The organism is Luteolibacter sp. LG18, assembly GCF_036322585.1.
Classification (GTDB): Bacteria; Verrucomicrobiota; Verrucomicrobiia; order Verrucomicrobiales; family Akkermansiaceae; genus Luteolibacter.
In genome coordinates this window covers 3302151-3327748 of the sequence record NZ_AP024600.1, presented here as the reverse complement: position 1 = coordinate 3327748, position 25598 = coordinate 3302151, and the positions used below count along the sequence as shown (strand labels likewise).

The 25598-nt window shown below is 67.2% G+C and carries 16 protein-coding genes; 8 read left to right on the top strand and 8 right to left on the bottom strand.

What is annotated here, in order from left to right; genetic code table 11:
* Positions 1-54: 54 nt before the first annotated feature.
* Positions 55-3003, bottom strand: a complete 2949-nt coding sequence (locus tag llg_RS13500) for a hypothetical protein (RefSeq protein WP_338285199.1) — start codon at positions 3001-3003, stop codon at positions 55-57.
* A 207-nt stretch (positions 3004-3210) separates the two neighbouring features.
* Positions 3211-4230, bottom strand: a complete 1020-nt coding sequence (locus llg_RS13495; protein WP_338285198.1) for a hypothetical protein — start codon at positions 4228-4230, stop codon at positions 3211-3213.
* 523 nt (positions 4231-4753) lie between these two features.
* On the opposite strand from llg_RS13495, the gene llg_RS13490 reads away from it, so the two are divergent.
* The 7 genes from llg_RS13490 to llg_RS13460 all read left to right on the top strand — a co-directional run bounded on the left by llg_RS13490 (position 4754) and on the right by llg_RS13460 (position 10540).
* Positions 4754-5041 carry a hypothetical protein gene (locus tag llg_RS13490; protein WP_338285197.1) on the top strand — a complete coding sequence of 96 codons (288 nt, stop codon included), beginning with the start codon at positions 4754-4756 and terminating at the stop codon, positions 5039-5041.
* A 131-nt stretch (positions 5042-5172) separates the two neighbouring features.
* Entirely contained in the window at positions 5173-5652 is a 480-nt protein-coding gene (locus tag llg_RS13485) for a terminase small subunit (protein WP_338285196.1), read from the top strand.
* Positions 5653-5757: 105 nt separating this feature from the next.
* Positions 5758-7311: a hypothetical protein gene (locus llg_RS13480; protein ID WP_338285195.1), complete on the top strand. Its 1554-nt coding sequence runs from the start codon at positions 5758-5760 to the stop codon at positions 7309-7311.
* A 137-nt stretch (positions 7312-7448) separates the two neighbouring features.
* Complete coding sequence (locus llg_RS13475) at positions 7449-7757, top strand: hypothetical protein (protein ID WP_338285194.1); 309 nt, start codon at positions 7449-7451, stop codon at positions 7755-7757.
* Between the two features lie 357 nt (positions 7758-8114).
* Positions 8115-9047 (top strand): hypothetical protein, encoded by a 933-nt coding sequence (locus llg_RS13470; RefSeq protein WP_338285193.1) that lies wholly within the window; start codon positions 8115-8117, stop codon positions 9045-9047.
* Complete coding sequence (locus llg_RS13465; RefSeq protein WP_338285192.1) at positions 9037-9933, top strand: hypothetical protein; 897 nt, start codon at positions 9037-9039, stop codon at positions 9931-9933. The genes llg_RS13470 and llg_RS13465 overlap by 11 nt, the downstream gene beginning before the upstream one ends.
* 355 nt (positions 9934-10288) lie before the next feature.
* On the top strand, positions 10289-10540 hold the full coding sequence (locus tag llg_RS13460; protein WP_338285191.1) for a hypothetical protein: 252 nt from the start codon (positions 10289-10291) through the stop codon (positions 10538-10540).
* A 23-nt stretch (positions 10541-10563) separates the two neighbouring features.
* Here the strand turns inward: llg_RS13460 and llg_RS13455 are convergent, their stop codons facing one another.
* Positions 10564-11610, bottom strand: coding sequence for a hypothetical protein (locus llg_RS13455; protein ID WP_338285190.1), 1047 nt, complete (start codon positions 11608-11610; stop codon positions 10564-10566).
* 502 nt (positions 11611-12112) lie between these two features.
* On the bottom strand, positions 12113-12901 hold the full coding sequence (locus tag llg_RS13450) for a hypothetical protein (RefSeq protein WP_338285189.1): 789 nt from the start codon (positions 12899-12901) through the stop codon (positions 12113-12115).
* 308 nt (positions 12902-13209) lie between these two features.
* On the opposite strand from llg_RS13450, the gene llg_RS13445 reads away from it, so the two are divergent.
* Positions 13210-14010: an N-acetylmuramoyl-L-alanine amidase gene (locus llg_RS13445; protein ID WP_338285188.1), complete on the top strand. Its 801-nt coding sequence runs from the start codon at positions 13210-13212 to the stop codon at positions 14008-14010.
* A 163-nt stretch (positions 14011-14173) separates the two neighbouring features.
* Here the strand turns inward: llg_RS13445 and llg_RS13440 are convergent, their stop codons facing one another.
* The 4 genes from llg_RS13440 to llg_RS13425 all read right to left on the bottom strand — a co-directional run bounded on the left by llg_RS13440 (position 14174) and on the right by llg_RS13425 (position 25428).
* Positions 14174-18385, bottom strand: a complete 4212-nt coding sequence (locus llg_RS13440; RefSeq protein ID WP_338285187.1) for a Calx-beta domain-containing protein — start codon at positions 18383-18385, stop codon at positions 14174-14176.
* A gap of 475 nt (positions 18386-18860) precedes the next feature.
* On the bottom strand, positions 18861-21377 hold the full coding sequence (locus llg_RS13435) for a choice-of-anchor tandem repeat GloVer-containing protein (RefSeq protein ID WP_338285186.1): 2517 nt from the start codon (positions 21375-21377) through the stop codon (positions 18861-18863).
* 425 nt (positions 21378-21802) lie between these two features.
* A complete protein-coding gene (locus llg_RS13430; RefSeq protein WP_338285185.1) occupies positions 21803-22585 on the bottom strand; it encodes a hypothetical protein in 783 nt (260 codons plus the stop codon).
* Positions 22586-22884: 299 nt separating this feature from the next.
* A complete protein-coding gene (locus llg_RS13425; protein ID WP_338285184.1) occupies positions 22885-25428 on the bottom strand; it encodes a choice-of-anchor tandem repeat GloVer-containing protein in 2544 nt (847 codons plus the stop codon).
* Positions 25429-25598: the final 170 nt, after the last annotated feature.

The window sequence follows — 25598 nt, the reverse complement described above, 5'->3', positions numbered from 1 at the left end:
CGGGCGTGCGAGGGTGTTCGGGGATCTTCCCTGCCCACGTTTTCACGAACGCGGCTACGGGGGGGAGAGGTCGGCGAGTTGGCGGCGGATGAGGGGATCGAGGGGGGAGCGGGCGCGGGCGCGGGTAGCGAGATCGCGGGCGGCCTGGGGGTGGCCGGCGGCGGTTTCGAGGGCGGCGCGGGTGCTGAGGAGGGCGGCGGTGGAGGAGGTGGGAGCGGCGGCGAGGGCGCGGTCGGAGAAGGCGCGGCCTTCTTCGAGGTGGCGGGCTCCGGCGGCGGCGAGGGCAGCGGCGGCGTTCCAGGTTTCGGGGGTGCCGGGGAAGCGACGGTGGGAGGCGGCGAGGCGCTGCCAGGAGAGCTCGTGGAGTTCATCGTGGAGGGCGGGGAGGCCGGCGCGGCGGAGGGCGGGGAAGAACCAGGCGGTGAAGATGGGATCGCAGGCGAGGTGGGAGTGGCAGGTGCGGAGGATATCGAGCGAGGCGTCGCGGTGGTCCGGGAGGCGGGCGAGAGCGCGGCAGGCATCCGCGGCGATGCGGGGGCGGAGTGACCGGAGGGGAAGCACGGTGGAGGCGGTGCGGACCTGGTTGGCGGCGGCGATTTCATGGAGGGCGGCGGCGCGGGCCCATTCGCCGCGGCGGATGGCATCGGCGGCGAGGTCGGCGGTATCGGAGGGCTTTTCGCCGGTGGAGAGCTGGAGGGCGCGCTGGCGCCAGAGATCGGCGCGGGGGAAATCCCCGCTCCATGCGGAGACGGAGGCGAGGTGGAGGCAGGTGCTTTCCTCGCCGAGGACGAGGGCATCGAGGTGCCGATCGAAGGTGGAGGCGGCTTCGGACTGGCCGGTGTGGCGGAGGGCAGCGGCGAGGAAGGCGCGGTGGGTGGCGATGGCGGGCTGGGCGTCGGCGAGGATCTGCCACCAGGCGCGGGCGAGGTCCCAATCGCCCGCGGCGGTGGCGAGGAGGGCGGAGCGGGTGGACCAGGGGAAGGAGCCTGGCAGGGAGGGAGATGACGGAATGTGCACCAGCTCGGCACGGGTGGCCTGGACCTGCCGGGCGAAGGTGTCCGGGGAGGAGAAGAAGAGTTCCCAGCGGATCCGGGGGTAGTCCAGGGGGAACCGGGGAGACGGACCCAGGAGGGGGACGATGGTGACCTCGGGCGGGGCGGGCGGGCCGCAGGGGGCCGGGTGGGCCTGGAGATACTCGCGGGCGAGGGCGAGGCCGCGGCGGGAGGCTTCCAGGGCGGCGGCGGGGGCGTCATCGGCGAGGGCGCGGAGGATGAGGTCATCGAGGTCCTGGGCGCGCCGGTCCACGCGATCGGGCGGCGGGGGGACATTGAGGCGGGCGAGTTCGCGGGCCCAATAGGTTTCACGCGGGAGGTCGGCGGCGGGGTCCGGGAGCTGGAGTTGTTTCCAGCGTTCCGGATCGTCTCCGGCCCAGGCGCGGGCGAGCCGGTGGGTGAACGCGATGGTGGGGCTGCCGTCCGTGCGGGGGAGCCGGTGGATGAGGTCGCGGAGGCGGTCTGGGGCGGCGTTTCCGAGCTGGATGAGTGGCGGGAGGCTGGCGGTGAGCGGTTGTTCGGCACCGCGGCGGGCGAGGAAATCGAGGACGGTGGCGATGTCGGCGATGGAGGCCTGGCGGGTCGCGGCGAGGCGGATGGAGTTGAAGGCCTCGATGTTTTCCGGGGCGGATGGGTCATCGGACATGAGGCTGAAGACATCTCCGGGCGCGAATTGGAGCCGGGGTGTCGATTCGGAGCGGGCCGGGTGGGCTTGGTCGGCGATGAGGGCCTCGGCACGGTCGGCGATCCAGCGGGGGAAATCGGGCGCGGCGGGATCGAGGCCGAGGGCGCGGAGGGCTTCCTCGGGGCGCTCGAGGGCGGTGAGGTAGCGGAAGGCATCGATGGGGGAGCGTTCGCGGAGGCGGGCCTCGGCGAGGTCGATGTCCCCGAGGGCGAAGAGGCCGCTATCTTCCTCCGGGAAGGTGCGGAGGATGCGGAGGTCTTCGGCGGCGGGGTCGGTGCCGGTCCAGCGGGCGAGGAGAAGACCGGTGGCGCAGCGGTGCCAGGTATCATTCCAGCGGCGGGGATCCGGGGCGGCGAGGCGCTGGAGGGTGGGCACGGGATCGCCGGTGAGGAGGGCTAGGCGGGCCTGGATGGCGGAGCCGGCGGGGGCGGTGCGGAGGGCCTCGGCATCGCGACCGGCGGCACGGAGGATGGCGAACCGCCAGGCGGGGTCGAGACGGGCGGCGGGGTCGGTGAGTTTCGCGAGCTCCGGGGCGAGGCGGTTGGTGGCGCGGAGGTAATCGGCGTAGGCGAGCTGCGCCTCCCCGGCGGGGGGGATGAACTTGAGGAAGGCGGGGACGAGGGGCTGGTCTCCGTGGAGGATGGCGAGGCGGGCGTGGGCACGGGGGAAGCCATCCAGGCGGCCGCGGTAGGCGGCCTGGCGCTCCCCAGGCGACACCATGGCGGTGAGGGTGAGGAGCAGGAGTTCGCCCTCCGGGGTGCTGGGCTGGGCGAGGAGGTAATCGACGCGGGCGCGATCGCCGAGGGCCTTCCACTCGGCGATGCGGGGGTCATCCGCCGGGAGGGGCCGGACGACGGGGAGGCCGGGCAGCGGTGGGAGCGCGGGGAGATCCGGGAGCACGAGGGTGGCGGGATCCGGGGGCGCGGGATTGGCCGGGACGGCGGGTGGACGGGAGTGGATGGGGAGCCGGCCAAGGGGGGCGGCGGGCTCTGGAGGCACGGGGGGCTCGAGGTGGCGGCGTTTCAGGATGGCGTCGGCGCGGCGGGCGATCTCGGGATCGGTGGCGCGGGTGGCTTCCATGAGGAGGGAATCGATGTCGATGGCGGTGTGGACGAGGTCCTCGGTGGCGGCGTCACGGACCTTCGAGTCTTCATCGCCAAGGCGCTGGATGGCCTCGCGGGCGGAGGACGGCGGCGCGGGTTCGGCGGGGGCGAGCGCGGCCATGGATGCCCAGGTGAGGGCGGCGAGGCGGAAGATATCACGCATATCCCCTGCCCTATCAGATGGCGGGTGGAGATGAAAGCAGGAGATGGGGATTCAGAGCCCAGAGGCCGGCCCCTCGAGGGCGGACTGGGGGTGCGCACGACTTCGCCTGTCTTCCCAGCACGCAAGGCGGGAGCCTCGCGCTACTTGGCGGACTGGCCATGCACGGATATGCGAGGATCTTCCCTGCCCACGTTCTCACGAACGCGGCTACGGGGGGACGAGGCTGGGGAGGAGGGCGCGGACTTCGGGGATGTCGGCGGCGCCTTTGTAGCGGAAGGAGGAGAGCAAGGTTTCCTTCAGGTAGTCCTCGGGGAGGCGGGCGGCCCAGCGGGCGGCGGTGACGGGGTCGCCGTTTTCGAGGTAGGTGGCGGCGGTGACGTAGTAGCCTTCGTTGTAGCGGGTGGCCTGCGGCTTGGAATCGAGCCAGGCGGCGAAGCCCTCGGGATCGTGGCGGGCGATGGCGTAGCCGGCGCCGAGGCAGACGAAGCCGAGGGGAGCCTCGTCCGGGAGGCCGCGCAGGAGGGTGAAGGCGAAGTCGAGCTCGTCCGGAGAGGAGCTATGGAGCGCGGCGCAGGTCTGGGTCAGGAAGAGAGCCGCATCGGCGGAGGGGTCGTGGGCTTGGTAGGTGTGCCAGGTTTCGCGGAGGTTTCCAAAGGCAGCGGTGACGGAGAGAATGGCCCCGGGGCTGTCGGTGCGGTCGGCGGCGTGGCGCTCGTCCCAATAACGCCAGGCGAGGGCGGGATCGCGGGTGGCGATTTCCATGTAGACGAGGTTGGCGTAGTTGTGGCGGATTTCGTCGTCCTCGAGGAGGTCAGTGAGGGCGATGGCGGTGGTGGGGGAGGCGGTGACGAGTTCGCTGATGAAGCAGGACATGCACAGGGCCGTTCCGGAGCCGAAAGGACTGAACGCATCAGCTTCGACGAGCTCGCGGAGACCGCGTTCCGGGTCGTGGCGGGCGAGGTCGCGGAAGCGTTTCCGCAGGTCTTCCAAAGGCTCCTCGGATGGCGGGCGGACGGTCGCGGGTGTGAGAATGAAGCGGTTCTTGGCGAGGGTTTCGCGCGGGAGGAGGGGCGAGGCGTCGCGGGCGGAGAGGCGAGGTTTGGGGAGGGTTTCGCGGGCGCGCTGGGAGAGGCGGCGGGCTCCCCTGCCCTCGCGCGCGGCGGTGGCGCGATCCTCGGACCGGTCACAGGCGGCGAGGAGGAGGGTGAGGAGGAGAAGGCGGCGCATGGGCGAGGAGATGGGATAGCGGGTGGCGGCGGGAGTTGAAAGGAGGGAATGGGCGGGGGAGTGATCAGAAGAAGAAGACCGCCGGCCACTGGCAACTGGCCACTCACAGGCGGACTGGGCGTAGGAGGGTATTCGTAAGTCTTCCCCTCCCACGTTCTCACGAACGCGGCTACGAAATGAGTTAGTGGTGAATCGTTAATGGTTATTGGTGGAAAGAATGCCTCCGGCGCTTTCCCTCTCTTCACGGACCACTGGCAACTGGCAACTGGCAACTGGCAACTGGCAACTGGTCACTCACTGGCAGACTGGGCGTGCGAGGATGTTCGCGGGTCTTCCCCGCCCACGTTCTCACGAACGCGGCTACAAGAGAGGGAGGGCACTCGAGGGCGGACTGGGGGCACTAGGGAGGGCGCGGGTGCTCGCATACGCAAGTTGGAAACTTGCGCTACTACTTATGCACCGGAGATGCACGGGATACCCACGGTGAAATGCATGCGGGGGCGGGGTACATCTGGCCACGCGGATGACGAAGGCGGAACACATCATCACCACCCGCCGGGCGCTATCGGCGGAGGACGTGAACTTCACCACCTACTCGCTAATGATGGTGCTCTCCGGCCACCCGGGGCAGGCGATCACGGTGAACCAACTGGGCCTGGAGGCGGGGATGAGCTACCATGCGACCCGGAACCAACTACGACGGACGCCGTGGTTCCGGACGACGGGCGGACGCGGGAGCGCGATGCGCGTTTCGCTGGCCCAGGAGGGGGCGGAGAAGCTGGCGAGGATTGAGAAGAGGATCAGCCGATGAGTTCAAATGAGTTTGCTCGTTTTCAGTGTTCAGTTTTCAGGAAAGAGCCGGAGGCAGGCTGTCCCGGCCGATCGCGGCTCTTCCCTCTTGCTGAAAACTGAACACTGAAAACTGGAAAACTCCCCTCCCCCATGCTCCCGCGCCAAGAACGATTCGTGGAACTGCTGGCCTCCGGGATGTCCCAGACGGAGGCGTATCTGGGGGCCGGCTACCGGTGCACAGCGAAGCACGCGTCCAAGGGCGCGAACCAACTACTAGGAAACCCGGAGGTGGCGGCGGCGCTGGCGAGGCTGCAGCGGGAGGCGGCGGAGCGGGCGGCGATGAGCCGGGACGAGCTGGTGGCGTGGTTGTGCAACGCGGTGCGGGTGCCGGTGGGCGGGATCGACGAGGAGCATCCGCTGGCGCAGGAGGTGACGCGGGATTACCGCGGCGGGGAGGTGAGCCGGGTGAAGGTGAAGTCGGTGTCGAAGATGGACGCGGCGAAGCTGCTGGTGGCGATGCTGGGGTGGATGAAGGGGGAGCGGAGGGAGCCGGAGGGGAAGGCGGAGATGCTCTGGGAAGAGGCGCTGAGAGAAATGGGGGAAGGAGAGAAGGAAGACTTCAAGAAGTAAGAAGCAAGAGAAGACCTTCATTCGGACATGCGCTTTGAAATGCCTCTCTTTCTTACTTCTTGCTTCTTCAAGTCTTACTTCTCCACCCCTCTTCATTCAGTCATTATGTTTTCCGATACTCCCCTCTCCTCCCGCGCGTGGCGGCTGCGGAACTTGTACACGATCCGCGATGCGGACGGGGTGCTGGTGCCATTCCGGCCGAATCTGGCGCAGGAGCATTTCTTCGGGCGGATGTGGTTTTGCAACCATGTGCTGAAGGCGCGGAAGCTGGGGTTCTCGACGTTCATCGAGATCCTGTTCGCGGATGACCTGATGTTCACGCCGGGCGGGCTGACGGCGGGGATCATCGATTACACGATCGAGGACGCGGAGTCGAAGCTGGCGATGCTGCACACGGCGTGGGAGCACCTGGACAACGGGGACCTGCATCCGCGGACGTGGAAGGTGGGGCGGCTGATCAAGCAGGCGGTGCCGCTGCGGTCTCAATCGTCGCGGAAGCTGGTGTTTGGCAATGGGTCGGTGGCGAAGTGCGCGACCTCTCTGCGCGGGGCGACGCCGCAGCGGGTGCATATTTCGGAGCTGGGGAAGACGGCGGTGTGGGCGCCGAAGAAGGCGCGGGAGATCATCAACGGGGCGTTCAACGCGATGACGCCGGGGAACGTGCGGAACATCGAGAGCACGCACGAGGGCGGGCGCGCGGGGGAGCATTACCGGCTGCTGAATCTGGCGATGCGGCAGGACGACGCGGCGCTTTCGACGATCCAATCGCGGTTTCATTTTTTCCCGTGGCACCTGGATCCGCGTTACGTGCTGCCGGCGGCGGGGTGGAGCCCGCGGCCGGAGGTGGCGGGGTATTTCGAGCGGCTGCGGGAGCGCGAGGGGATCGCGTGCACGCCGGAGCAGGTGCGGTGGTATGACGAGAAGCAGCTGGAACAGGGACATGGGATGAAGAAGGAGTTTCCGAGCACGCCGGGGGAGGCATTCGAGGCGGTGAGCGATCATGCGATCTACGGGCGGGAGATGGCGGACCTGCGGGCGAAGGGGCGGGTGTGCGGGTTCGAGCCGGAGGGGCAGCTGCCGCTGTACACGTTCTGGGACATCGGGCTGAGCGATTACACGGCGGTGTGGTTGATCCAGCCGGCGGGGCGTTCGTTCCTGTGCCTGGATTGGCATGAGATCGATGGCGAGGCGGCGGGCGGCCACGCGGACCAGATGCGGCGCTGGGAGGCGAAGTGGGGTCGGCCGATCGCGATGCATTTCCTGCCGCACGACGCGAACATCCGGGACCGCGGGACGGGGCTGACATACCGGCAGTGCCTGCACGAGGCGGGGCTGCCGAACACGCGGGTGGTGCCGCGGACGCCGGACGTGTGGACGGGGATCGGCCACGTGCGGGACCTGCTGCCGCATTTCTGGTTCCACAAGGCGAACTGCGATACTCCCCGCAGCAAGCACGGCGAGGAGCACCCGAGCGGGGTGGCGTGCCTGGAGGGCTACCAGAAGAACGTGAACACGACGGGCCAGAGCCTGCGCGAGCAGCCGAAGCACGACTTGTTTTCCCACAGCGCGGACGCGTTCCGGACTTTCGCGGAGGCGTGGAGGCTCGGGCTCGTCGACGGGGCGGCGGAAGCTCCGCGGCCTCCGAGGGCGGTGAGGTAGGGAGACCGAAGACGTAAGACTTGAAGACGCAAGAAGCAAGAGAAGACGCCGATTCGCGCATGACTCCGGAAGCTGGATCTTGTCTTACGTCTTGCGTCTTCCAGTCTTACGTCTGTCCCTATATCCTGGCCTACGATATGTATCGTAGCCAGGAGCCCGACATCCCCTGGATCGATGCGCTGGATTTCCATTTCCAGCACGGGGTGGTGGTGTCGACGCCGGAGCTGTTCGTGATGGCGCGGCCGGTGCGGCTGGCGGACGGGGACGACGAGCACCTGGCGCTATCGGTCCCCCGCCCCGCCGATGAGGCGGACGGGCTGCACGTGTGGATGGCGGCGGGGACGATGCGGGGCCTGCTGGCGGAGCTACGGCGTTTGCCGTGGGTGAAGGGGGTGACGTTCGTGAGGGCGGATGGGAGGGTGAGAAGGTGGTTTTTGAAGCACTAAATCCGAAGCAGAGAAGGATGGGTGGGCGTGCGCTGGATCGAATTTTAATTTCTTAAAATTAATAATTTTCTCATTTGGGAAAATTCTCATTTCTGAGAAAAATGTTGTATTTTCTATAAAATAGTGATTTTCTCATGAGAGAAAATGAGCCAATCCGGGAAAATTTCACGCGAGATCCTGACAAACCGCCTAGTTACGGGGCTCCTTGGATGCGATGACGCAGTGGATTCGTCTGCCGCCCAATCTTCCATGCTTCTGGGGGTTCTTCGGTATGACTACACGGGATTGGTGACTCTGTTTCCAGCCGGAGCCAATCCGTCAATCCAGGTCACTTGGCCAAACTACGAAGAAGGACTTTTGAGCTTCGTCGTGGAGGTTAAGCCCCGAAGCAATCTGGAGGCCCTCAGAACCGCGATGGCTCAGGCCCGGGAGTATGCGAACGATAGACCGCAACACCCGATGGTGGTGGTTCCCTACCTTTCGGACGCTCATCTGGCGGAACTCCAGCGAGAGGGCATCAGCGGCATCGATGACTGCGGCAATGGGATCGTGATGGTGCCGGGCAAACTCTTCGTGATGCGTGGAGGGCGGCCGAACCGCTACCGTGAGCGCCAGGAGCTGAACAATCCCTTTCAAGGCCGGTCCGCCATGGTGGCCAGGATGCTGCTCCTGCAGGGCGAATGGAACTCCGTCAATGCTCTCCACGGGGCAATCCGGGAGGCGGGGGCGGGGCTTTCGCTCTCACAGGTGTCCAAGGCTCTCAAGGCGTTGAAGGAGCGCTGTATCATTTCAAGGTCCAGTGGAAGCATCCAGCTCAGGGAGAGGACCGGGTTGCTACGGAAGCTCGCGTCCAACTGGCAGTCCGCTCCGCCTGAGGACGAACATCCCTACGATGTCGCGCCGGACGTGGACCTGGTGACGGAACTCGAGCGGCACCGGGAGCTCATTCCCGGGTTCCGTTGGGCGATCACGGGAGAATCGTCCGTGTCCCGGCATGCTTCGTTTTCCGAACGAGGCCCCCTCAAGATCGCGGTGTCGAATTTCGAGGAATTCCGCCACCGGATGCGGGAACATCTGACCATACCGAAGGTGCGTGGCTTTGCCCGCTACCTCTTCGTGAGCACCAAGGACGACGGCTACTTTTTCCACAACGAAACCGATGCGGCCGGATGGCGCTGGGCTGACCCGCTACAGACTTGGCTGGAACTGCAAGCCGGCGATGCGCGCCAGAAAGCCGCGGCCGACGATATCGGCAAACACCTCTTCAAGCCCCCTGGACATGACCAATGATCCACGACCCCATGAGGACCTCCTCCAGGAAGAGTTCCGAACGCTCTACCGCCGGATGCAGGAGGCGGGAGTCCCTCCCCTGGCGGTGGCGGGAGGACACGGCCTGCTGCTGAAGCAACTCTGGCTCACCGGACAGGGAGACACCGCGGACATCGTGGTGCCGCTCGATCGATGGCGGAACCGGACTCCCCGTGCGACGAAGGATTTCGACGTGGTGGTCGATTGCGCCCTCCTGGCGGACAAGGGCAAGCAGCGGACGATCGTGGACGTTCTGACGGCGTGTGATTTCGAGGTCACCGAGGAGAACCCACGATGGCAGTTCGAGAAGGAGTTGGGCGGGGGACGAACGATCATTCTCGAACTGCATGCGGAGACGCCGGATGAAACCCACGGCAATCTCGCCCATGATCGGATCCGCGTGAAGCACAAGCCATCGCTGGACGAGGATGGAGTGCATGGCCGACACAACCCCGAGGCCATCGGCTGCCATCTCCATCCGTTCCTTGTTCCCGACGAGGACCGGGAGATCCCTGTGCCAAATGCGATCACCTGGGCGATCATGAAACTCACCGCGATGGCTGACCGTCACGCGAATTCCCAAAAGGACGGTATCTCCGACAAGGATCTGAGGTTCCATCGGGATCAAGCCAAGAAGCATGCGTCCGATGTGTGCCGGATCGTGGCGATGGCGTCCCGTGATGAGGTTGACCACGCTTCCGAGATCAGAGAAAGCCTTCTCGATGAACCAGCATTTCTCCGCGCCAGGGAGATTGCCCGGGAGTATTTCTCCTCCGACGACGGTCCCGGAATGATGATGACCGAAGATCAATGGGAGCGGGCGGATCATCGCCAGATCCGGGACCTGCTGGAAGGTTGGTTCGCCTGAATCCCAAGGCATCCATCATCCTGAAACCCGCCATGCCATATCCGATCCTGACTGCGGAACAACGCGACACACTCCAGTTCAGCGACGAAGAGGAAGGCTCGGAAGAAGGTGGCTCCCCTGCCCTGTTGGCGCTGGGGATGAGGAAAAGGCCCAGCGGAATGAGAAGGAGAACGGAGAGGGCGAGATTGGCCGCGAGGCAGGGGAATTTCTCGTAGAGGAAGAGCAGCGTGGGGACGAGGTTTCCGGTGAGGAGGAGACTGAGCCACGGACCGATGAACAGGAGGCGCGCGGCCCAGAGCAGCGGTCGGGCACGGGTGTAGAGGGGAACGAGGAAGGGCTGGGCGAGGGTCAAGAGATGGAGGGCGATGAAGAAGAGGGAGACGACGACATCGAAGACATAGAAGCGACCGGTGAAGGCGCATCCGAGGTTACGGGCGATGTGGGGCCAGATGCTGTAAAAGGGGCGTTCGCCGCTGTACTCGCCGAGACTCGCGAACTGGAGCAGGACCATCGCGCCGATGGCGAGGAGGAAGGCGAGACGCGCGGCGAGGAGGCGGGGGTGTTTGTACGGCGTGCACCGTACCTCACCCGGCGGCGGGGAGGGTGAGGCGGAGAGGACGCTTCTCATGCTCACGGCACGGTGAGGCTGTTGGCGATGGCGGTGAGGAGGGGGGCGTAGGATTTGTGGAGAGGGTCAGGGGTGACGGGGGTGGCGGCTTTGTCGGGAGCGGGGATGACGGGGGGCGGGGTGAGGGTGAAGGCGAGATCGATCTGGAGGGGGCTGGTGTCCAGGGTGTGGTAGTAGAGGGTGCGGGACCAGGTGTCGCGGACGGGCGTTTCGTAGATGACGAGGGTGGCGGGTTGGCCGGCGAGGGTGAGGGCGGCTTTGTCCGGTGCCGGGGAGCCGGTGGGGCGGCGGTGCCAGGCTTCGGCCAGGGCGAGGAGCGGCAGGCGTTCCCCGGGGGTGGCGGGACCGGTGGGCTTGATGCCGATGTAGAGGGTGACGGGTCCCCTGCCCGCTCCGCTGATGAAGGCGTGGGTGAAGGAGCGGCCCGGGGCATGAGGCGGGCTGGAGGCCTGGATCCAGGAGGCGGGGAGATCGAGGGTGAAGCCGGTCCGGGCGGGATCGGACGGGGCGGCCTTGTGCTGGAAGCGGACTTTCCAGCCATCGGTGTATTCGAGGAGGGGCGTTTGCCGGTAGGCGGGGGCGTGGGCGAGGCAGTCGGATTGGAACAAGGTGTAGCCGGTGCCGGTGTGGTGGAGGGTGGCTTCGCTGGCGTCGAGGAAGGCGGTGGCGGAGGCGCGGGAGCCGGTGTGGGAGAGTCCTTTCATGGTCTCCGGGTGGTCCTTTTCGAGAATGCGCAGAACGGCTTCGGAGTCGTAGCCGGGGTGCTCTTGCTTTTCGGCGAGGCGGAGCGCCTGGGCTCCCAGGTGGAGGGGGCTGGCGAGATAGCGTTCGCGGATCTTTCCGGCGCGCGGGGCGAGCTCGGGATAGTCGCGGGCGATCCACTCGAAATCGGTGTCAGGGGAAGGAGCGTGGTACGCCTCGTCCCATCCCAGGAGCTGGGAGGTGTTCACCATTGCCACGGGCGGCGGCTCGGCCCGCGCGAGGGGCGCGGCGAGGGGCGCGGCGAGGGCAGCGAGGGCACCCAGCACGGCTTGGCGGAGGGAGGGCATGGAAAGAAGGCGCTAGATCCGGAACACAGGATCCTAAACGGCGAGGACGCAGGAGTAAAATCGGAAGAAGCCAGCGGGAGCGAACGCGACCCTCCCCCATCGGCGCAGCCGCCAGTTGGCAGGCCCGGGGCCCTGTTTCGGGAAGGGTGATGAGGCGGGTGGCGGGACGTTCGCGCCGCGTGGACCGTGAGGCGTTCAGGGATGGGGAGGACGATGCGGGGACGGCGGGATGAGCCAGTAGCCGGTGCAGGCGAGGAGCACGGCGATGGTGTGGGTCCAGGCGCCCCATGCCGGACCTTTGAGGTAGGACCAGGAGTAGGCTCCCGCGAAGACGAAGAGGAGGCTGAAGAGGAGCCGGAGCCAAGGATGAGGTGATTCTGGAACGTGGGAGCGGGTTGGCGAATGCAGGTGTTACACCCGGCGATCGCTCGCCTCCGCTGAAAGCGGCGATGCCTCGCCGCACTCCACATCAGAGGCACCCGCATCCTCTTTGAATGTCGATTCAGCCTAGCGCACAACTTTGGCTTTCACTGCCGCGGGACCGGCCGAGAAAGAGGCCGGTGAGGAGGGCGAGGCAGGCGACGATCCACAGGACCCAGCCGGGGCCGATGGGGGCGGGATCGAGGGTCCAGCGACCGATGGAGCGGGCCAGGGCGAGGCCGCCGATGCCGAAGGCGATAAACGTGATCGGGCGGCTGCGGCGGCCGAGCCAGATCAAGAGCGGGGCGCCATAGAGCAACGCCATCTCCAGCAGCCGCCAGGCGAGGAGGAGGATTTCGCCGAGGCGAGAGCCGAAGCCGTGTTTCAGGAGGAAAAGCAGGTCGCCGATCTCGAGATCGAAGCGGGTGATCCGCAGGTGGCCGCCCTTCACATCGACCGGGAAGAGATAGGTCATTTGATCGCCGATGAGCGCGGCGGCGGATGCGAGCAGCAGCCAGTAGACGGCGGCCGATTGGCGGTCCGGTTCATCGGGGGTGGCTTCGGAGGTCACGGTCCGGCAGTGATGCCAGAACCAAGCGGGGCTGACGAGGAGGGATCTTCGGAGCCAAGCAGCCGGGTCGCCTCTGGCAGGCGGTCCGGCTTGGAGGAGGCGGCATGGGACGGGGTGGGTCTGCGCCACCCACGTTCTCACGAACGCGGCCACGAAGAGGCAGAGGTCTCCGGTTGCGCGCGGGAGGAGGTGGCCGGTCTCCAGTTCGAAGCGGGTGACGCGCAGATGGCCGCCCTTCACATCCGGAGGAAAGAGATAGGTCATTTGATCGCCGATGAGCGCGGCGGCGGATGCGAGCATGGGTTTCGCCGCCCGCGCGCCTGCAGAATCCAGAAGAAGATGATGATGTCCCTTGGGGGACCTCGGGTCTCTGTGTTGACCACGTACCATGGGGCGCGAGAGGGCGGACTGGGGGTGGGAGGAACTCCGGGAGTCTTCCCCACACGCAAGGCGGGAGCCTCGCGCTACTTGGCGGACTGGAGGTGCGGGGGTGTTCGCGAGTGTCCCCACCCACAAGCAGGAATGCTTGTGCTACTTTACGGAAGAGACATGGGATTGCCATGGGGTTGTCATGGGGTTATGGAGGATAGGCCCTAACCAATAGCCCCATGACTGAGAAGGATCGCGAGAAGTTGTATACCGTGCGCTGGTTCGTGCGGGAGAAGTGGAATGATGCGGCGGCGAAGGCGGAGGTGCTGGCGCTGCTGGCGGCGGTGCTGGAGCCGGAGGAGAAGCCTGCGCCCTCACCGGAGAGGGCGGTGCCGGTGCCGGAGGAGGAGGTGCCGGGGCGCGGGGCGAAGGCGTTGTGGTGTCCGTTCGCGAAGACGGATTTCCCGGCGGCGCGGACGCGGGGGCGCTATGAGAGGGGTTACCCGGTGGGGGCGATCGTGCACTTCACGGCGGGGCGGCGGAGCGGGCTGAAGGCGGGGATGGAGGAGCAGGTGCGGAACGGGCACACGTATTTCGTGATCGATGCGGAGGGGAACATCGGGCAGAATTTCCCGTTGGATTCATGGGGATCGCACGCGGGGGAGAGCCGGTGGAAGGGGCTGAACGAGCGGGTGAGCAACGAGGTGGTGGGGATCGAGATCCAGGCGGCGGGGAAGCTGGAGAGGAAGGGCGCGGGGTATGAGACGTATTTTCACGTGGCGGTGCCGCCGGGCGGGGTGCGGGTGGTGCCGTGCCGGACGGAGAACCAGGAGGCGGGGGCTTACGAGAAGTTCACGGAGGCGCAGGAGCGGGCGCTTTTCCGGTTGCTGCGGTGGCTGCAGGGGAATCATCCGGAGGTGTTCCGGTATGAGTATGTGCTGGGTCACGACGAGGTGAGCCCGGGGCGGAAGAATGATCCGGGCGGGGCGCTTTCGATGACGATGCCGGAGTTGAGGAGGAGGCTTTTGGAGAAGCACTGAATTCCAAGCACTAAATCCCAAGCACTGAATTCTAAACGAAGAGGAAGAGGGGCGGGCGTGGGTGGAGCGGCCGGTGGCTCAGGGGACTCCGCCCCGCTCTGAAGACCTTCCTCGGCTAAAGCCTCAACTCCTTCCCCTCCCCTCCCCTGCCCTGTGGGGCGGGTCAGTCGGTGAAGGAGAGGCGGAGCCAGAGATGGGGGGTGGCGGTGGTGTTGATGTCGACCTCGATGGTTTCGATGCCGTTCTGGGTGCCTTGGCTCCAGGTTTCGCATCCGGGGGGGAGCTGGCGGGTCCAGTGGATGAGGTCGGTGCTGTATTCGGGGTGGACGGGGCGGCCGATGGAGGGGTTGGCGCGGCGGTAGTTGAGGATGAGCCAGCCTTGGTTCCGGTAGAGGAAGGAGCTTGGCTTGCCGGATTGGGCGGGGTGGGAGCCGGTGGCGAATTCCTGCCAGTTGGTGAGGCCATCGCCATCCGGATCGGCATCGGGGAGGCGGGTGGATTGGGGGGCGGAGCCGCCGAGGAAGGAATAGGCCCAGGAGGTGTAGCCGGAGGGGTAGGAATCGAGGGGCTGGGGCAGCGGGAGATTGGGCTGCGGGAGGAGGGAGAGGGCGCGGCGGGAGATGCCGCCGGTGGTGGCCCAGTAGAGCCAGGTGCCATCGGTGGCGAGGATGTTTCCATCGGGGTGCCAGGTGCCGAGGAAGGCGCGGGTGGGGAGATCGAGGAAGGTGCAGCCGGGGCCGTAGGAGAGGAGGCCGGGGGTGAGGAGGAGCGGGCTGGAGATATTGGCGGTGACGCCGTAGGTGGCGGGGGTGGTGGGGCTGAGGGAGAGCTGGAGGGCGTGGTCCGGGAGGCTGTAGAGGTGGACGCCGCCGAGATCGGTGCCGGTGGACCAGCCGCCTTGGAGGACGGCGAGGCGGTTTCCGGCGATGGCGAGGGTGTCTCCGAAGCGGCCGTATTGGACGGGGGCGGGCGGGAGGATGACGGGGAGTGCGGTGCCGCGCGGGAGGGTGTAGCCGAGGACGCTGCCGGCGTTGGTTTGTTTGGTGCCGCCGCGGGGGGTGACGGCGGTGCCTCCGGCGCCGGTGTAGACGCGGTCTTGCCAGAGGGCGATGGATTGGCCGTAGCCGCGGGTGGTGGAGGTTTTGAGCATGACGCGCTTGAGGGTGGTCATGTCGAAGACGGAGAGGGATCCGCCGGTGGTGTCCCAGGTGCCGGTGGTGGCGTGGAGGATGCTGCCGACGGCGAGCCAGCGATCGCTGGTGGCGAGGGAGTTTCCGAAGTATTCCTTCGGGTTGGCATTGCCGAGGGTGGCGAGGAGCTGGCCGGTGGTGAGGTCGTAGACGAAGACGGCGCCGACGCGGGGGAGGATTTTAGCGCCGGATTTGAAGTCGGCGGCGGGGCAGCCGTAGAAGAGGCGGTTTCCGTGGATGGCGAGGGAGTGAGAGCCAGCGGTGACGGGAACGGGGATGGTGCGGAGGTGGGCTCCGGTGGTGGCGGAGTGGATCTGGATGGTGGTGCCATCATCGGAGGCGATCCAATCGGCGGTGACGGCGAGGCGGGCGGCGGGGCTGGGATCGGCACCGGCCTTCACGGCATAGGGGGAGGAGGAGATGGTGGAGTCATCCTCGGTGATGGTGGCGGTGAGGGTGCCGACGAGGCTGAAGGGGTGGGCGGCGGTGGAGAAGAGGACCTGGGTGGTGCGGTTTCCGGCGCGGGGGGTGCGGTCGTTCACCGGGTGGAGGGTGAAGGGGGTGTCTGCTCCGCCGGGGGTGGTGGTGAGGGTGCCGGGGAGATCGGCGAATTCGGCGGGGAGCTGGGTGCGGGGGTGTTCCCGGCAGGTGAGCGGGTGGGTGCCGGTGAAGCGTTCGTAGGGGACGAGGGTGATGGCGAGGGGGAGGTTTTCGAGGATGGTGGCGGTGATGGGGAGGAAGGCGGGGTCCTGGGGGGTGGCGAGGAGGCGGAAGGCTTTGAGGCCATCGGTGCCGGCCCAGCCGGCGGCGGAGGGATCGAGGCGGTAGCCGCCGGTGGAGAAGGCGGATGGGGTACGGCGTGGATCGTAGGTATCGAGGAGGGCACCATTCCGGAGGTCCCGGATCTGGAGGCCGGGGGTATCGGTGGCTTCGCCGCCGTGGAGGAGGAGGAATCCATCCCGGGTGGTGGCGGAGGGGCCGGGGATGGCGGAGCCGGGGTGCGGGCCATCGAGGTTCCAGAGTTCGGCGGCGGTGGCGATGTGATAGGCGGCGGTGCGGCCGGCGAGGGTGAGGGCGACGGTGTCCGGGGCGAGGGCGAGGGCGGGATAGTCGGTGCTGGTGGGAGAGGTGGTGAAGGCGGCGCAGGGGATGGTGCCGAGGAGGGCGAGGGTGGCGCGGTCCCGGATCTCGATGCGGCGGAGGTAGTCCCAGGGGGGGGCGGGGTTCCGGGTTTCGAGGAGGGTGGCGATGCGGGTGGCATCGGCGGTGAGGACGATGGTGCCGCCGTCCATGGGGAGGGTGCGGGTGGCGGCGGGATCGAGGAGGTCGTGGAGGGTCCAGTGGCTGGCGCCGCCGGTGTAGGTGGGCTGGATGAGGTGGCGGGAGTCCTGCCAGAGGTGGGTATCGGCGAGGGGGCCTTCGTCCCAGGCGAAGGGGAGCGTGGCGGAGGTTTCGAGGGTGCCGGTTTCGAGGTCGATCTGGAGGCAGTGGGTGAGGTTGGAGCCGGGGTTGAGGAGGCGGAGTTTGGAGCCTTCGAGATCGACGGCGGCGCGGGTGGTGTATCCGGAGCCGAGGGGGGCGGTGAGGAGCTTGAGGAGGCGGAGGGTTTCGAGGTCGTAGATGGCGAGCTTGCCCTCGTTCGGGGTGCCTGCCGGGACGATGGCGGCGAGGCGGGTATCGGTGGCGGCGAGGATGGGGCCGAAGGTGGTGCCGACGAGCTGGGTGTCCGGATAGACGGGGCCGCTGGCGAGGGGGCGTTCCCAGCGGCCGAAGCCGGTGCCGCGGATGATGGCGGGGGTGGTGCCGGTGCCGGGGCGGAGGTGATCGGGCTGGGAGAGGCGGAGGGTGAAGGATTCGTTTGGCTCGAGGAGGGTGTCTTCGAGGAGGGGGATATCGACGGTGGCGGTGAGGTCTCCGGCGGGGATCGTGACGCGGAGGTCGATGGGGGTGTAGTCTTGGCCGGCCTTTGCGGAGGCGTCTTCGGAGGTGAGGCGGACGGAGGTGGGGGTGGCGGCGGGTTTGTCGAGGGTGATGGTGGCGGTGAGGCGGCCTTCGCGTTCGGTGGCGGGGGTGGTGGTGAGGCGGGCGACGGGGAAGTGGAGCGGGGATTGGTCTCCGAGGTCGTAGAAGTGGACGGCGCCGGCGGTGGGCTGGTGGATGGCGAGCCAGGTGGGGCCGTAGGCGGCATGGGCGCGGAGGGTGTCCGATGGGTCCGGGAGGAGGAGGTCATCGAGGACGCGGGCGCGAAGGGTGGAGAGGGTGCTGTAGCGGAGGAAGCGGGTGGAGGCGGCACCGGAGGCGCGGACGGCGAGCCAGACGGAGTTTCCGGCTATGGCGCCGGTGACGGTGGCGGAGTAGGAGGTGCCGGTGGGCAGGAGGGTGAGTGAGTCGAGGGTGGTGGGGGCGACGAAGTAGCCGCCGGAGGTGAGGAGGCAGATGAAGTCGTCCGAGAATCCGAGGATGCGGGAGACGCTGTCGGGTTCCCGCTCGGCCAGGAGGGAGCCGGTGTTCCGATCGAAGATGCGGAGCTGGCTGCGGCCGCCGGTGAGGCGGAAGACGGCGGCGATTTTCCCGGGGCTGAGGAAGAGGCCGGTGACGGCATCGGCGGTGGCGAGGCCGGTGGGGACGAGGCCGAAGGTGAGGATGCGAACGGAGCCGAGGTCAAGATCGACGAGGGCGCAGCCGGCTTCCTGGCGGCCGGGGGTGACGGGGGATGGGCGGAAGACGAGGCGGGCGGCGAGGCGCTCACGGGAGCCGGGGGCCTGGGCTCCGAGGGAGGCGAAGGCCCAGCCATCGGAGAGGGTGACGGGGGCGATGAGGGCGCCATCGGCGAGGTCCCGGGCCTGGGGTTGGAAGACGCCGGGGGAGAGGTAGGCGTTGACGAGGAGGCGGTCGTAGGTGGCGGCCCAGATTTCACCGTTGAGGGTGTAGGGGTGGGTTTCGCCGGTGAGGGAGGGAACGGTGGGATCGAGCTGGAGGCGCTTTTTCAGGCCCCAGTATTGGTCGTGTCCGTCGAAGTGCTGGAGGGAGGAATCGCCATAGGACGCGCCGAGGGGTGAGGCGAGCGTGAGGGGGACGATTTCCGGGGCGGTGTCCGCGCGGAGGGCGGAGCAGAGGGCGAGCAGCGACAGGGCCAGACGGAGGAGAAGCGGGCCGGGGAGAGACATCACGCGCGGCGAATGCATGATATCTCGCCGGGGAGCAAGATGAATGAGAGGAGGCCGGAGGCCAGAATGCGGCGGGAGCGGTGGCGACCTGCTGGATAACGGCGCAGCCGGTGACTGGCATGGCCCGCCCGAAGGGCAACCCGGAGGCCGGAGGCCGGAGGGGAGGATGGACGTGGGTGGAGCGGAGGAAGCTCAGGGGACTCCGCCCCCCTCTGAAGACCTTCCTCGGCTAAAGCCTCAACTCCTTCCCCTCCCCTACCCTGCGGGGTGATGGGGCCTATAGGACTAATAGGTCCTATAGGATTTATGGAAAAGGAGACGGCCCCTGGGACGAGTGGGTCCGAGGGGCCGGGATGGGAGAGGGAAAACACTAAATCCCAAGCACTAAATCCAAAACGAAGAGGAAGAGGGCGAGCCGGGACGCTCGCGATCCCAGCGGAAGAGCGAGCCGGGACGCTCGCGGTACCGGCGGGAGGGCCGTGGTGCGGGGGATCTAGCTGCGGGGGGTGGTGAAGGAGAGGGCGTCGCCGGGTTGGTCGATGGGGTTTTCGGCGTTGCGGGTGAGGAGGCGGAACCAATAGGTGCGGCCGGGGGCGAGGCGGGTGAGGGTGGTCTGGACGGAGGTGGGATTGGCGGAGGGGGCGAGGGTGCCGAGCTGGACGGTGGTGGAGCGGCGGAAGGTGGGATCGGTGGTGTATTGGAAGGCGACGTTGGTGGCGAGGCCGCCGGTCTGGACGGTGCCGTGGAGGGTGGCGCCGCGGGCGGTGATGGCATCGGCGGCCTGGGGGGTGGTGAGGGCGCCTAGGCGGATGCGGTAGTATTCGCCTCCGCCGGCGGGGCGGCCTTCGGCGGTGGTGCCGCCTTCGAGGGTGGTGCCGTAGAGGTGGCCGTCGCTGGCAAGGAGGAGGTCGCCGGTGGGTTGGGCTCCATTGTCGCCATCGAAGCTGGCGAGGAGGGTGATCTGGCCGGCGGGGGTGACGCGGAAGACGGTGCCGAGGTTGTAGATGCTGGTGCCGGCGGTGGTGCCGTAGAGGGAGCCATCGGGGCCGGGCTGGAGCTTGGAGTTCGGGTTGCTGCCGTAGTTGACGGGGAAGGAGGCGACGAGCTGGTAGGTGCCGGTGGCGTTGACCTTGTAGACGGTGCCATTGCCATAGGCTCCGCCGAACTGGGTGGTGCCGTAGTACCAGCCATCGGGGCCGGGGACGAGGCCGGCGGCGGGGGCATCGGCGGTGACGGGGCCGGAATCGAAGCTGAGGAGCGGGGTGGCGGTGCCGCCGGACGGGAGGGTGAAGACGGTGCCGCGGCCCTGGGTGCCGCCGGCGCCGGAGACGCCGAGGAGGGTGCCGGTGGAGGTGCGGAGGAGGTCGCCTACGGGGAAGTTTCCGGTGGCGGAGTCGAGATCGGTGAGGACGGTGCGGACGCCGCGGGGGGTGAGTTTGAAGAGGGAGGCTTTTCCAGCGGCGGAGCCGCGTTCGGCGGTGCCGTAGAAGTTTCCATCGCTGCCTTGGATGAGGCTGAGGGGGCGGGAGGAGGTGGCGGGATCGAAGGTGGAGAGGCGGGTGAGGACGCCGCCGGGGGTGCAGCGGAAGAAGGTGCCGGCGGTCTGGAGGGGATCGTAGGAGGTGGTGCCGTAGAGGTTGCGATCGCGGCCGATGACGAGGCTGGTGGGGCGGGCGGCGTAGGTGGAGCCATCGAAGTGGTAGGTGGGGGCGATGGCGTGGCCGGGGGTGATGCGGAAGATGGTGCCGTCATCGTGGGTGCCGCCGCTACGGGAGATGCCGTAGAAGTTTCCATCGGCGGCCTCGCGGAGGGAGCCGAGGGGCTGGGCGGGCGAGAGGGAGCGGAAGGTGGAGAGGAGGGTGTAGCGGGCGTTGGCGGTGGAGATCTTGAAGGCTCCCCCACCCTCGCTGCCCTGCTGGTTCACGCTGGTGGTGCCGTAGAGGGCACCATCGGTGCCGAGGGCGAGTCCGGCGAGGGGGCGGACGCCGAGGGGGGCGGCGGCGGTGCCGAAGTAGCGGAGGGTGGCGAGGGTGCCATCGGCGGCGAGCTTGAAGGCGGTGCCGGAGAGGTAGGTGGAGTCGTAGGCGGTGGTGCCGTAGAGGGTGCCATCGGCGGTGCGGAGGAGCGGGGCGGCGGGTTCCTGGCCGTGGAGGCCGTCGAATTCGTAGCGGGTGGTGAGGGTGCCGGCGGGGGTGAGCTGGAAGAGGGTGCCTTTTCCGGCGGTGCCGGTGTTGCTGGCGGTGCCGTGGAAGTTTCCGTCCTGGCCGCGGATGAGGGTGGCATCGGTGGGGCCGGAGCCGATGGGCTGGAAGGTGTGGAGGGTGGTGCGGACGCCGGCGGCGGTGAGGCGGAAGAGGGTGCCGCGGTGTTCGTCTCCGGGGGCGTAGGTGAGGTCGCCGGTGGTGGAGCCGTAGAAGTCGCCATTGGCATCCTGGACGAGGGCGCAGCCGGGCTGGTCGTTTTCGAGGAGATCGAAGTGGTGGAAGGCGGTGAGGGTGCCGCCGGTGGTGAGCTTGAAGGCGGTGCCGGAGCCGTGGAGGCCGCCGCGGGTGGTGGTGCCGTAGAAGGCGCCATCGGCTCCGAGGAGGAGGGCGGCCTGGGGGGCGTAGCCTTTGAAATTGTACTGGGAGAAGTCGGCGAGGATGGAGAGGTCTCCGGAGGTGGTGATGCGGAAGACGCAGCCATCGCCGAGGTTTCCACCGGCGGGGCAGGTGCCGTAGAGGGCGCCATCGGGGCCGAGGATGAGGCCGTCCTGGGGGCCGCCGGATTCGAAGCTGTGGAGGACGGTGAGGGCGCCGGCGGGGGTGAGGCGGAAGACGGTGCCCTGGCCGTAGGCTCCGCCGAGGGCGGAGGTGCCGTAGAAGTTTCCATCGGCGGCGCGGAGGAGGGTGCCCTGGCTGTGGAGGGGCGGGAGGGCGAATCCCTGGAGGGGCTCAAAGACGGGGGTGGCGTGGAGGGCGGCGACGAGGGCGGAGGTGGCGGCGAGGGCGCGGAGGCTGTGGTGGATCATGGCAGCAAGGGTGGCTGCTGATAGACGCGGGAAGCGGGATGCGCCAGTGGGAAGCAGGGTGCAATTTGCCCGAGCAGAATCCGGAATGCGGCGGGAGCGGTAGCGACCTGCTAGATAACGGCGAAGCCGCTGGCTGGCATGGCCCGGAGGGCAATCCAGAATCCAGAATCCAGAATCCAGAATCCAGAATCCAGAATCCAGAATCCAGAATCCAGAATCCAGAATCCAGAATCCAGAATCCAGAATCCAGAGCCCAGAGCCCAGAATCCAGAGCCCAGAATCCAGAGCCCAGAATCCAGAGCCCAGAGCCCAGAGCCCAGAGCCCAGAGCCCAGAGCCCAGAGCCCAGAGCCCAGAGCCCAGAGCCCAGAGCCCAGAGCCCAGAGCCCAGAGCCCAGAGCCACTTGATCCGAATATCAAGGCCCCTCAAAAACCCCAGTAGCGAACGGGATTCTGGATATGCTTCATAGCCTCCGTGACAATGCGCTTTCCTGCCAGCCCTACGTAGCGATCCCAATCTTCCGGGGGAGCGGGCGTGCCAATGAAACCGTATCGGCCGGACAGCTTGGGATCATCGAGGGGAAGATCGGAGTCGGGAAAGTTTTCGCGGGAGGCAGGCAACCAGCGGTCGACCCTGAAGGCTCCGACGACGACGCCACGGACAACGCCCAGGACGTAGTCGGCTTGCTCGGCCTTGGCCGGTGAAAGACGCCATGCCAAGCGTGTCTGTTCGTAAACGGAAGCGACGTCTGCACGGTTTTTGAGATCGTTGATGTTGAGGAGAACGAGCTTTTCGGAAGCTGTTCCTTCGAGGACCGGCAGTGAATATTTGTGAATGATCTGGAGGTGGCTCATGGGGCCTTTGGCGCCGCTGCCGTGGCCTCCTTGCTGATTGGTGAGTCCTGGATAGGCGTCAATCAAGGCAGCCTCGACTTCAAACGCGGCCTCATCGGAGAGTTCATGGCGATGGATCACATGGATCACCTGGAGGTGAGCGTTTCTGATCGCGAGGATTCGATCGTATTTCGGAGCGCCTCCGATCTCCTCTTCGTCCGCCTTCTCCAGAGCCGCGGCGGCATGACGGAACACGCGGTTCCCCTTCCCCTTTCCAACATAGAAGGTCTCTCCGTTCCGGGGATCTACCAATCGGTAGACATAGTTCCCGATGGCCTTTGCCACCTCCTCGCTGAATTGTTCGCACGCATTCACGATGATGAAGGGTCTAGAGATTTTTTCTCCATTGCGCAATCGAGCAAAAGGAACGGAACAGGAATGCGACGGAAGCGATGGCGACCAGCTAGACGAACGGCGAAGCCGCTGGCTGGCATGGCCCGGAGGGCAATCCGGAAGAAGAAGATGAAGAAGAACGAGAGTGGGATTTGAAATTTCAGATTCGAGATTTCAAAGGGAAGAGGTGGAGGGATGGGTGTGGGTGGAGCGGAGGAAGCTCAGGGGACTCAGCCCCCCTCTGAAGACCTTCCTCGGCTGAAGCCTCAACTCCCTTGCTTTCAGCCGCCGAGGCCGAGGAGCTCGCGCAGGGTGGGCCGTTTCGGGGTGGTGAAGGTGTGGATCTCGCTGGCCTGGGGGACGGGGTTTTCCGCGTTCAGGGTGATGAGGCGGACGTAGTAGGTGCGGCCGGGCAGGAGGCGGGTGACGGGGGCGGTGACTTCGGCGCTCCCCTGCCCTGCCGGAATGGTGCCGGCCTTGACGGTGAGGGGGCGTTTCAGGTCGGGATCGATGCCGTATTGGAAGGAGACGGTGGTGGGGTGTGCGCCGGGTTCGACGGTACCGTGGAGGGTGGCGGCATTCCAGGTGATGGCGGTGGGGTCATCGGCCTGGGAGGGGGCACCGAGCCAGATGCGGTAGAATTCGCCGCCGCCGGTGCGCTTGCCATCCGGGGTGGAACCGCCGGCGGTGGTGGTGCCGTAGAGGTGGCCATCCGCGGCGGAGAGCAGCGCGGGGGATGGGTAGGCGCCACCGGCATCATCGTAGGCATCGAATTGATGGATGATGCTCAGGGTGCCTGAGGGGGTGATTTGGAAGACGCTGCCGGAGAAGGCGCGCCCACCGGCTTGGGAGGTGCCGTAGAGGCATCCGTTTTTCGCGAGGGTGAGGCAGGAGGGGGTGAAGAATCGCTGGGTGTATGGCTCCTGGAATCGATCGACGAGGATGGTGGGGGTGCCGCCGGGTGGGATCTTGTAGAGGATGGTGCGGTAGCTGGATGGGAGGTCGGTGCCGAGTCCGTAGAGGGTGCCATCCGGAGCGATGACGGGCGGCGGCGGGGGGGCTCCAGCTCCGGTGCTGGGTGGATAGAGGTAGGCACCGCCGGGCAGGGTGAGATCGGGGCCGATCGCCATGCCGGTGGCGGAGCTGCCCTGGCACAGGCGGAGGGGGCGGCCGGGATTGGCAAGGACGGAGATGAAGGAGCCATCGGGCATGAGGCCGAGGGTGCCGGTGTCGGTGATGACCGGACCGCTGGAGGTGCGGCCGGGGGTCATCCGGCGGGACGGGCTGAAGCGGAGGATGCGGGCCTGGGCACCGGCCTCGAAGCTGTCCCAGGCGAGGGTGCGGAAATCGCCATCCCGGGTGGGGACGAGGTTCCAGCAGGCGGCGATACCGGAGGATGAGTAGTCATTGAGGACGGTGAAGGTGCCGTCCGGGGTGATGCGGTGGAACTGGCCGAAGTCGACGACATCGCCGTAGGGGGAGTGGCGGTCTTCGAGGCCGTAGACATTGCCATCCCGGCCGGTGGCGAGGCTGCCGGACACGCCTTGCTCGCGATCGCGCACGGGGGTGATGACTCCGGCGGTGGAGATGCGGTAGAGGATGCCGCTGCCGTGTTTTCCGCCGGCGGTGGTGGTGCCGTAGAAGTTTCCGGCACCGTCCTGGACGAGGCCGGTGCGCGGGGCGGTGATGGGGGTTTCCGCGAGGCTGCCGAGGGTCTGGAAGGCGAGGTCGGGGGTGAGGCGGAAGAAGGTGTTCGAGGTGCCGGCATCGACGAGGGTGCCGTGGAGCGAGCCATCGGGCGCGAGAGCCAGGGGGCCGGAGGGGGTGAGGCCATCGGCCTGGTTGAGCTGGCGCAACGCGATGAACTGGCCGGAGGAATTGAGGCGGAAGATGACCTTGGAGGTGATGCCGTAGAGGAGGCCATCAGCCCCGCGGGTCAGGGGCTGCAGGGGGTCGATGTCGCCGTACCATCCGCCGAGGAATTGGAGCGGGGTGAAGGTGCCGTCCAGGGCCAGGCGGAAGACGAGAGCAACGGAGCCGCGGTATCCGGAAGTACGAGCGATGCCGTACAGCGCGCCATCCGGCCCGGGGACGAGCGGCGAGATGGTGTAGATGTAGGAGGGATACGGGGAACCGGTTTCCCACGGGATGGTGCCGACCGGGGTGATGGTGCCATCCTGGGCGAGATGGACGATCTTCGTCCCATTCGAGTACGGGTCGTACCCGTGGGCGTAGAAGCCGCCAGCGGGTGCGGCGACGAGGAAATCCCGGGCGATGCCACCGGCCAGCCGGATGGTGGTGAAGTCTCCGGCGAGGGTGAGGCGGTAGAGGACGGAGGCACGGCCATCCGAGGTCTGCGCGACCCCGTAGAGGCTGCCATCCTGCCCGGGGACGAGGGTGCCGGAGGGGAACTGCGCGCCGGTGCCGTAGAAGTCCACGACCGAGGTGAGTTCCCCGGTGGGGCTGAGGCGCGCGATGAGCCCCCAGGCGGCGAAGCCGCCCTGCGGGATGATGCCGTAGAAATTTCCATCCGCCGCCCGCACGAGCCCGCCGGTGGGCCCGGAGCGGAAGAGGTCTCCGTAGGACGACCACCAGGGATCGGCGAAGGCTTTCACCGGACCGCCCGGAGCCATGCGGAAGAATCCGCCATCGCCATGGGTCCCGCCCACCGTGGCGAAGCCGTAGAGGTTTCCTTCCGGATCGAAGGCCATGGCGCCCACGGGCCGGGCCAGCGGGTTTTCAAAGCCCTGGATGGGCTGGAAGACAGGGGCGGCGTGGAGGGCGGCGGTGGTGGTGGCGAGGGCGGCGAGGAGAGGGCGGAACATGGGAGGGGAAAGCACGAAATTCGAAACGAAGAGGAAGAGGGCTTCTCTGGTTTTTTCGCTCTCTTCACTGACCACGGGCCACTGGCAACGGGTCACTCAAAGGCGGACCGGGCGTGCGAGGGAGTTCGCGAATCTTCTCCGCCCACGTTCTCACGAACGCGGCTACAAGA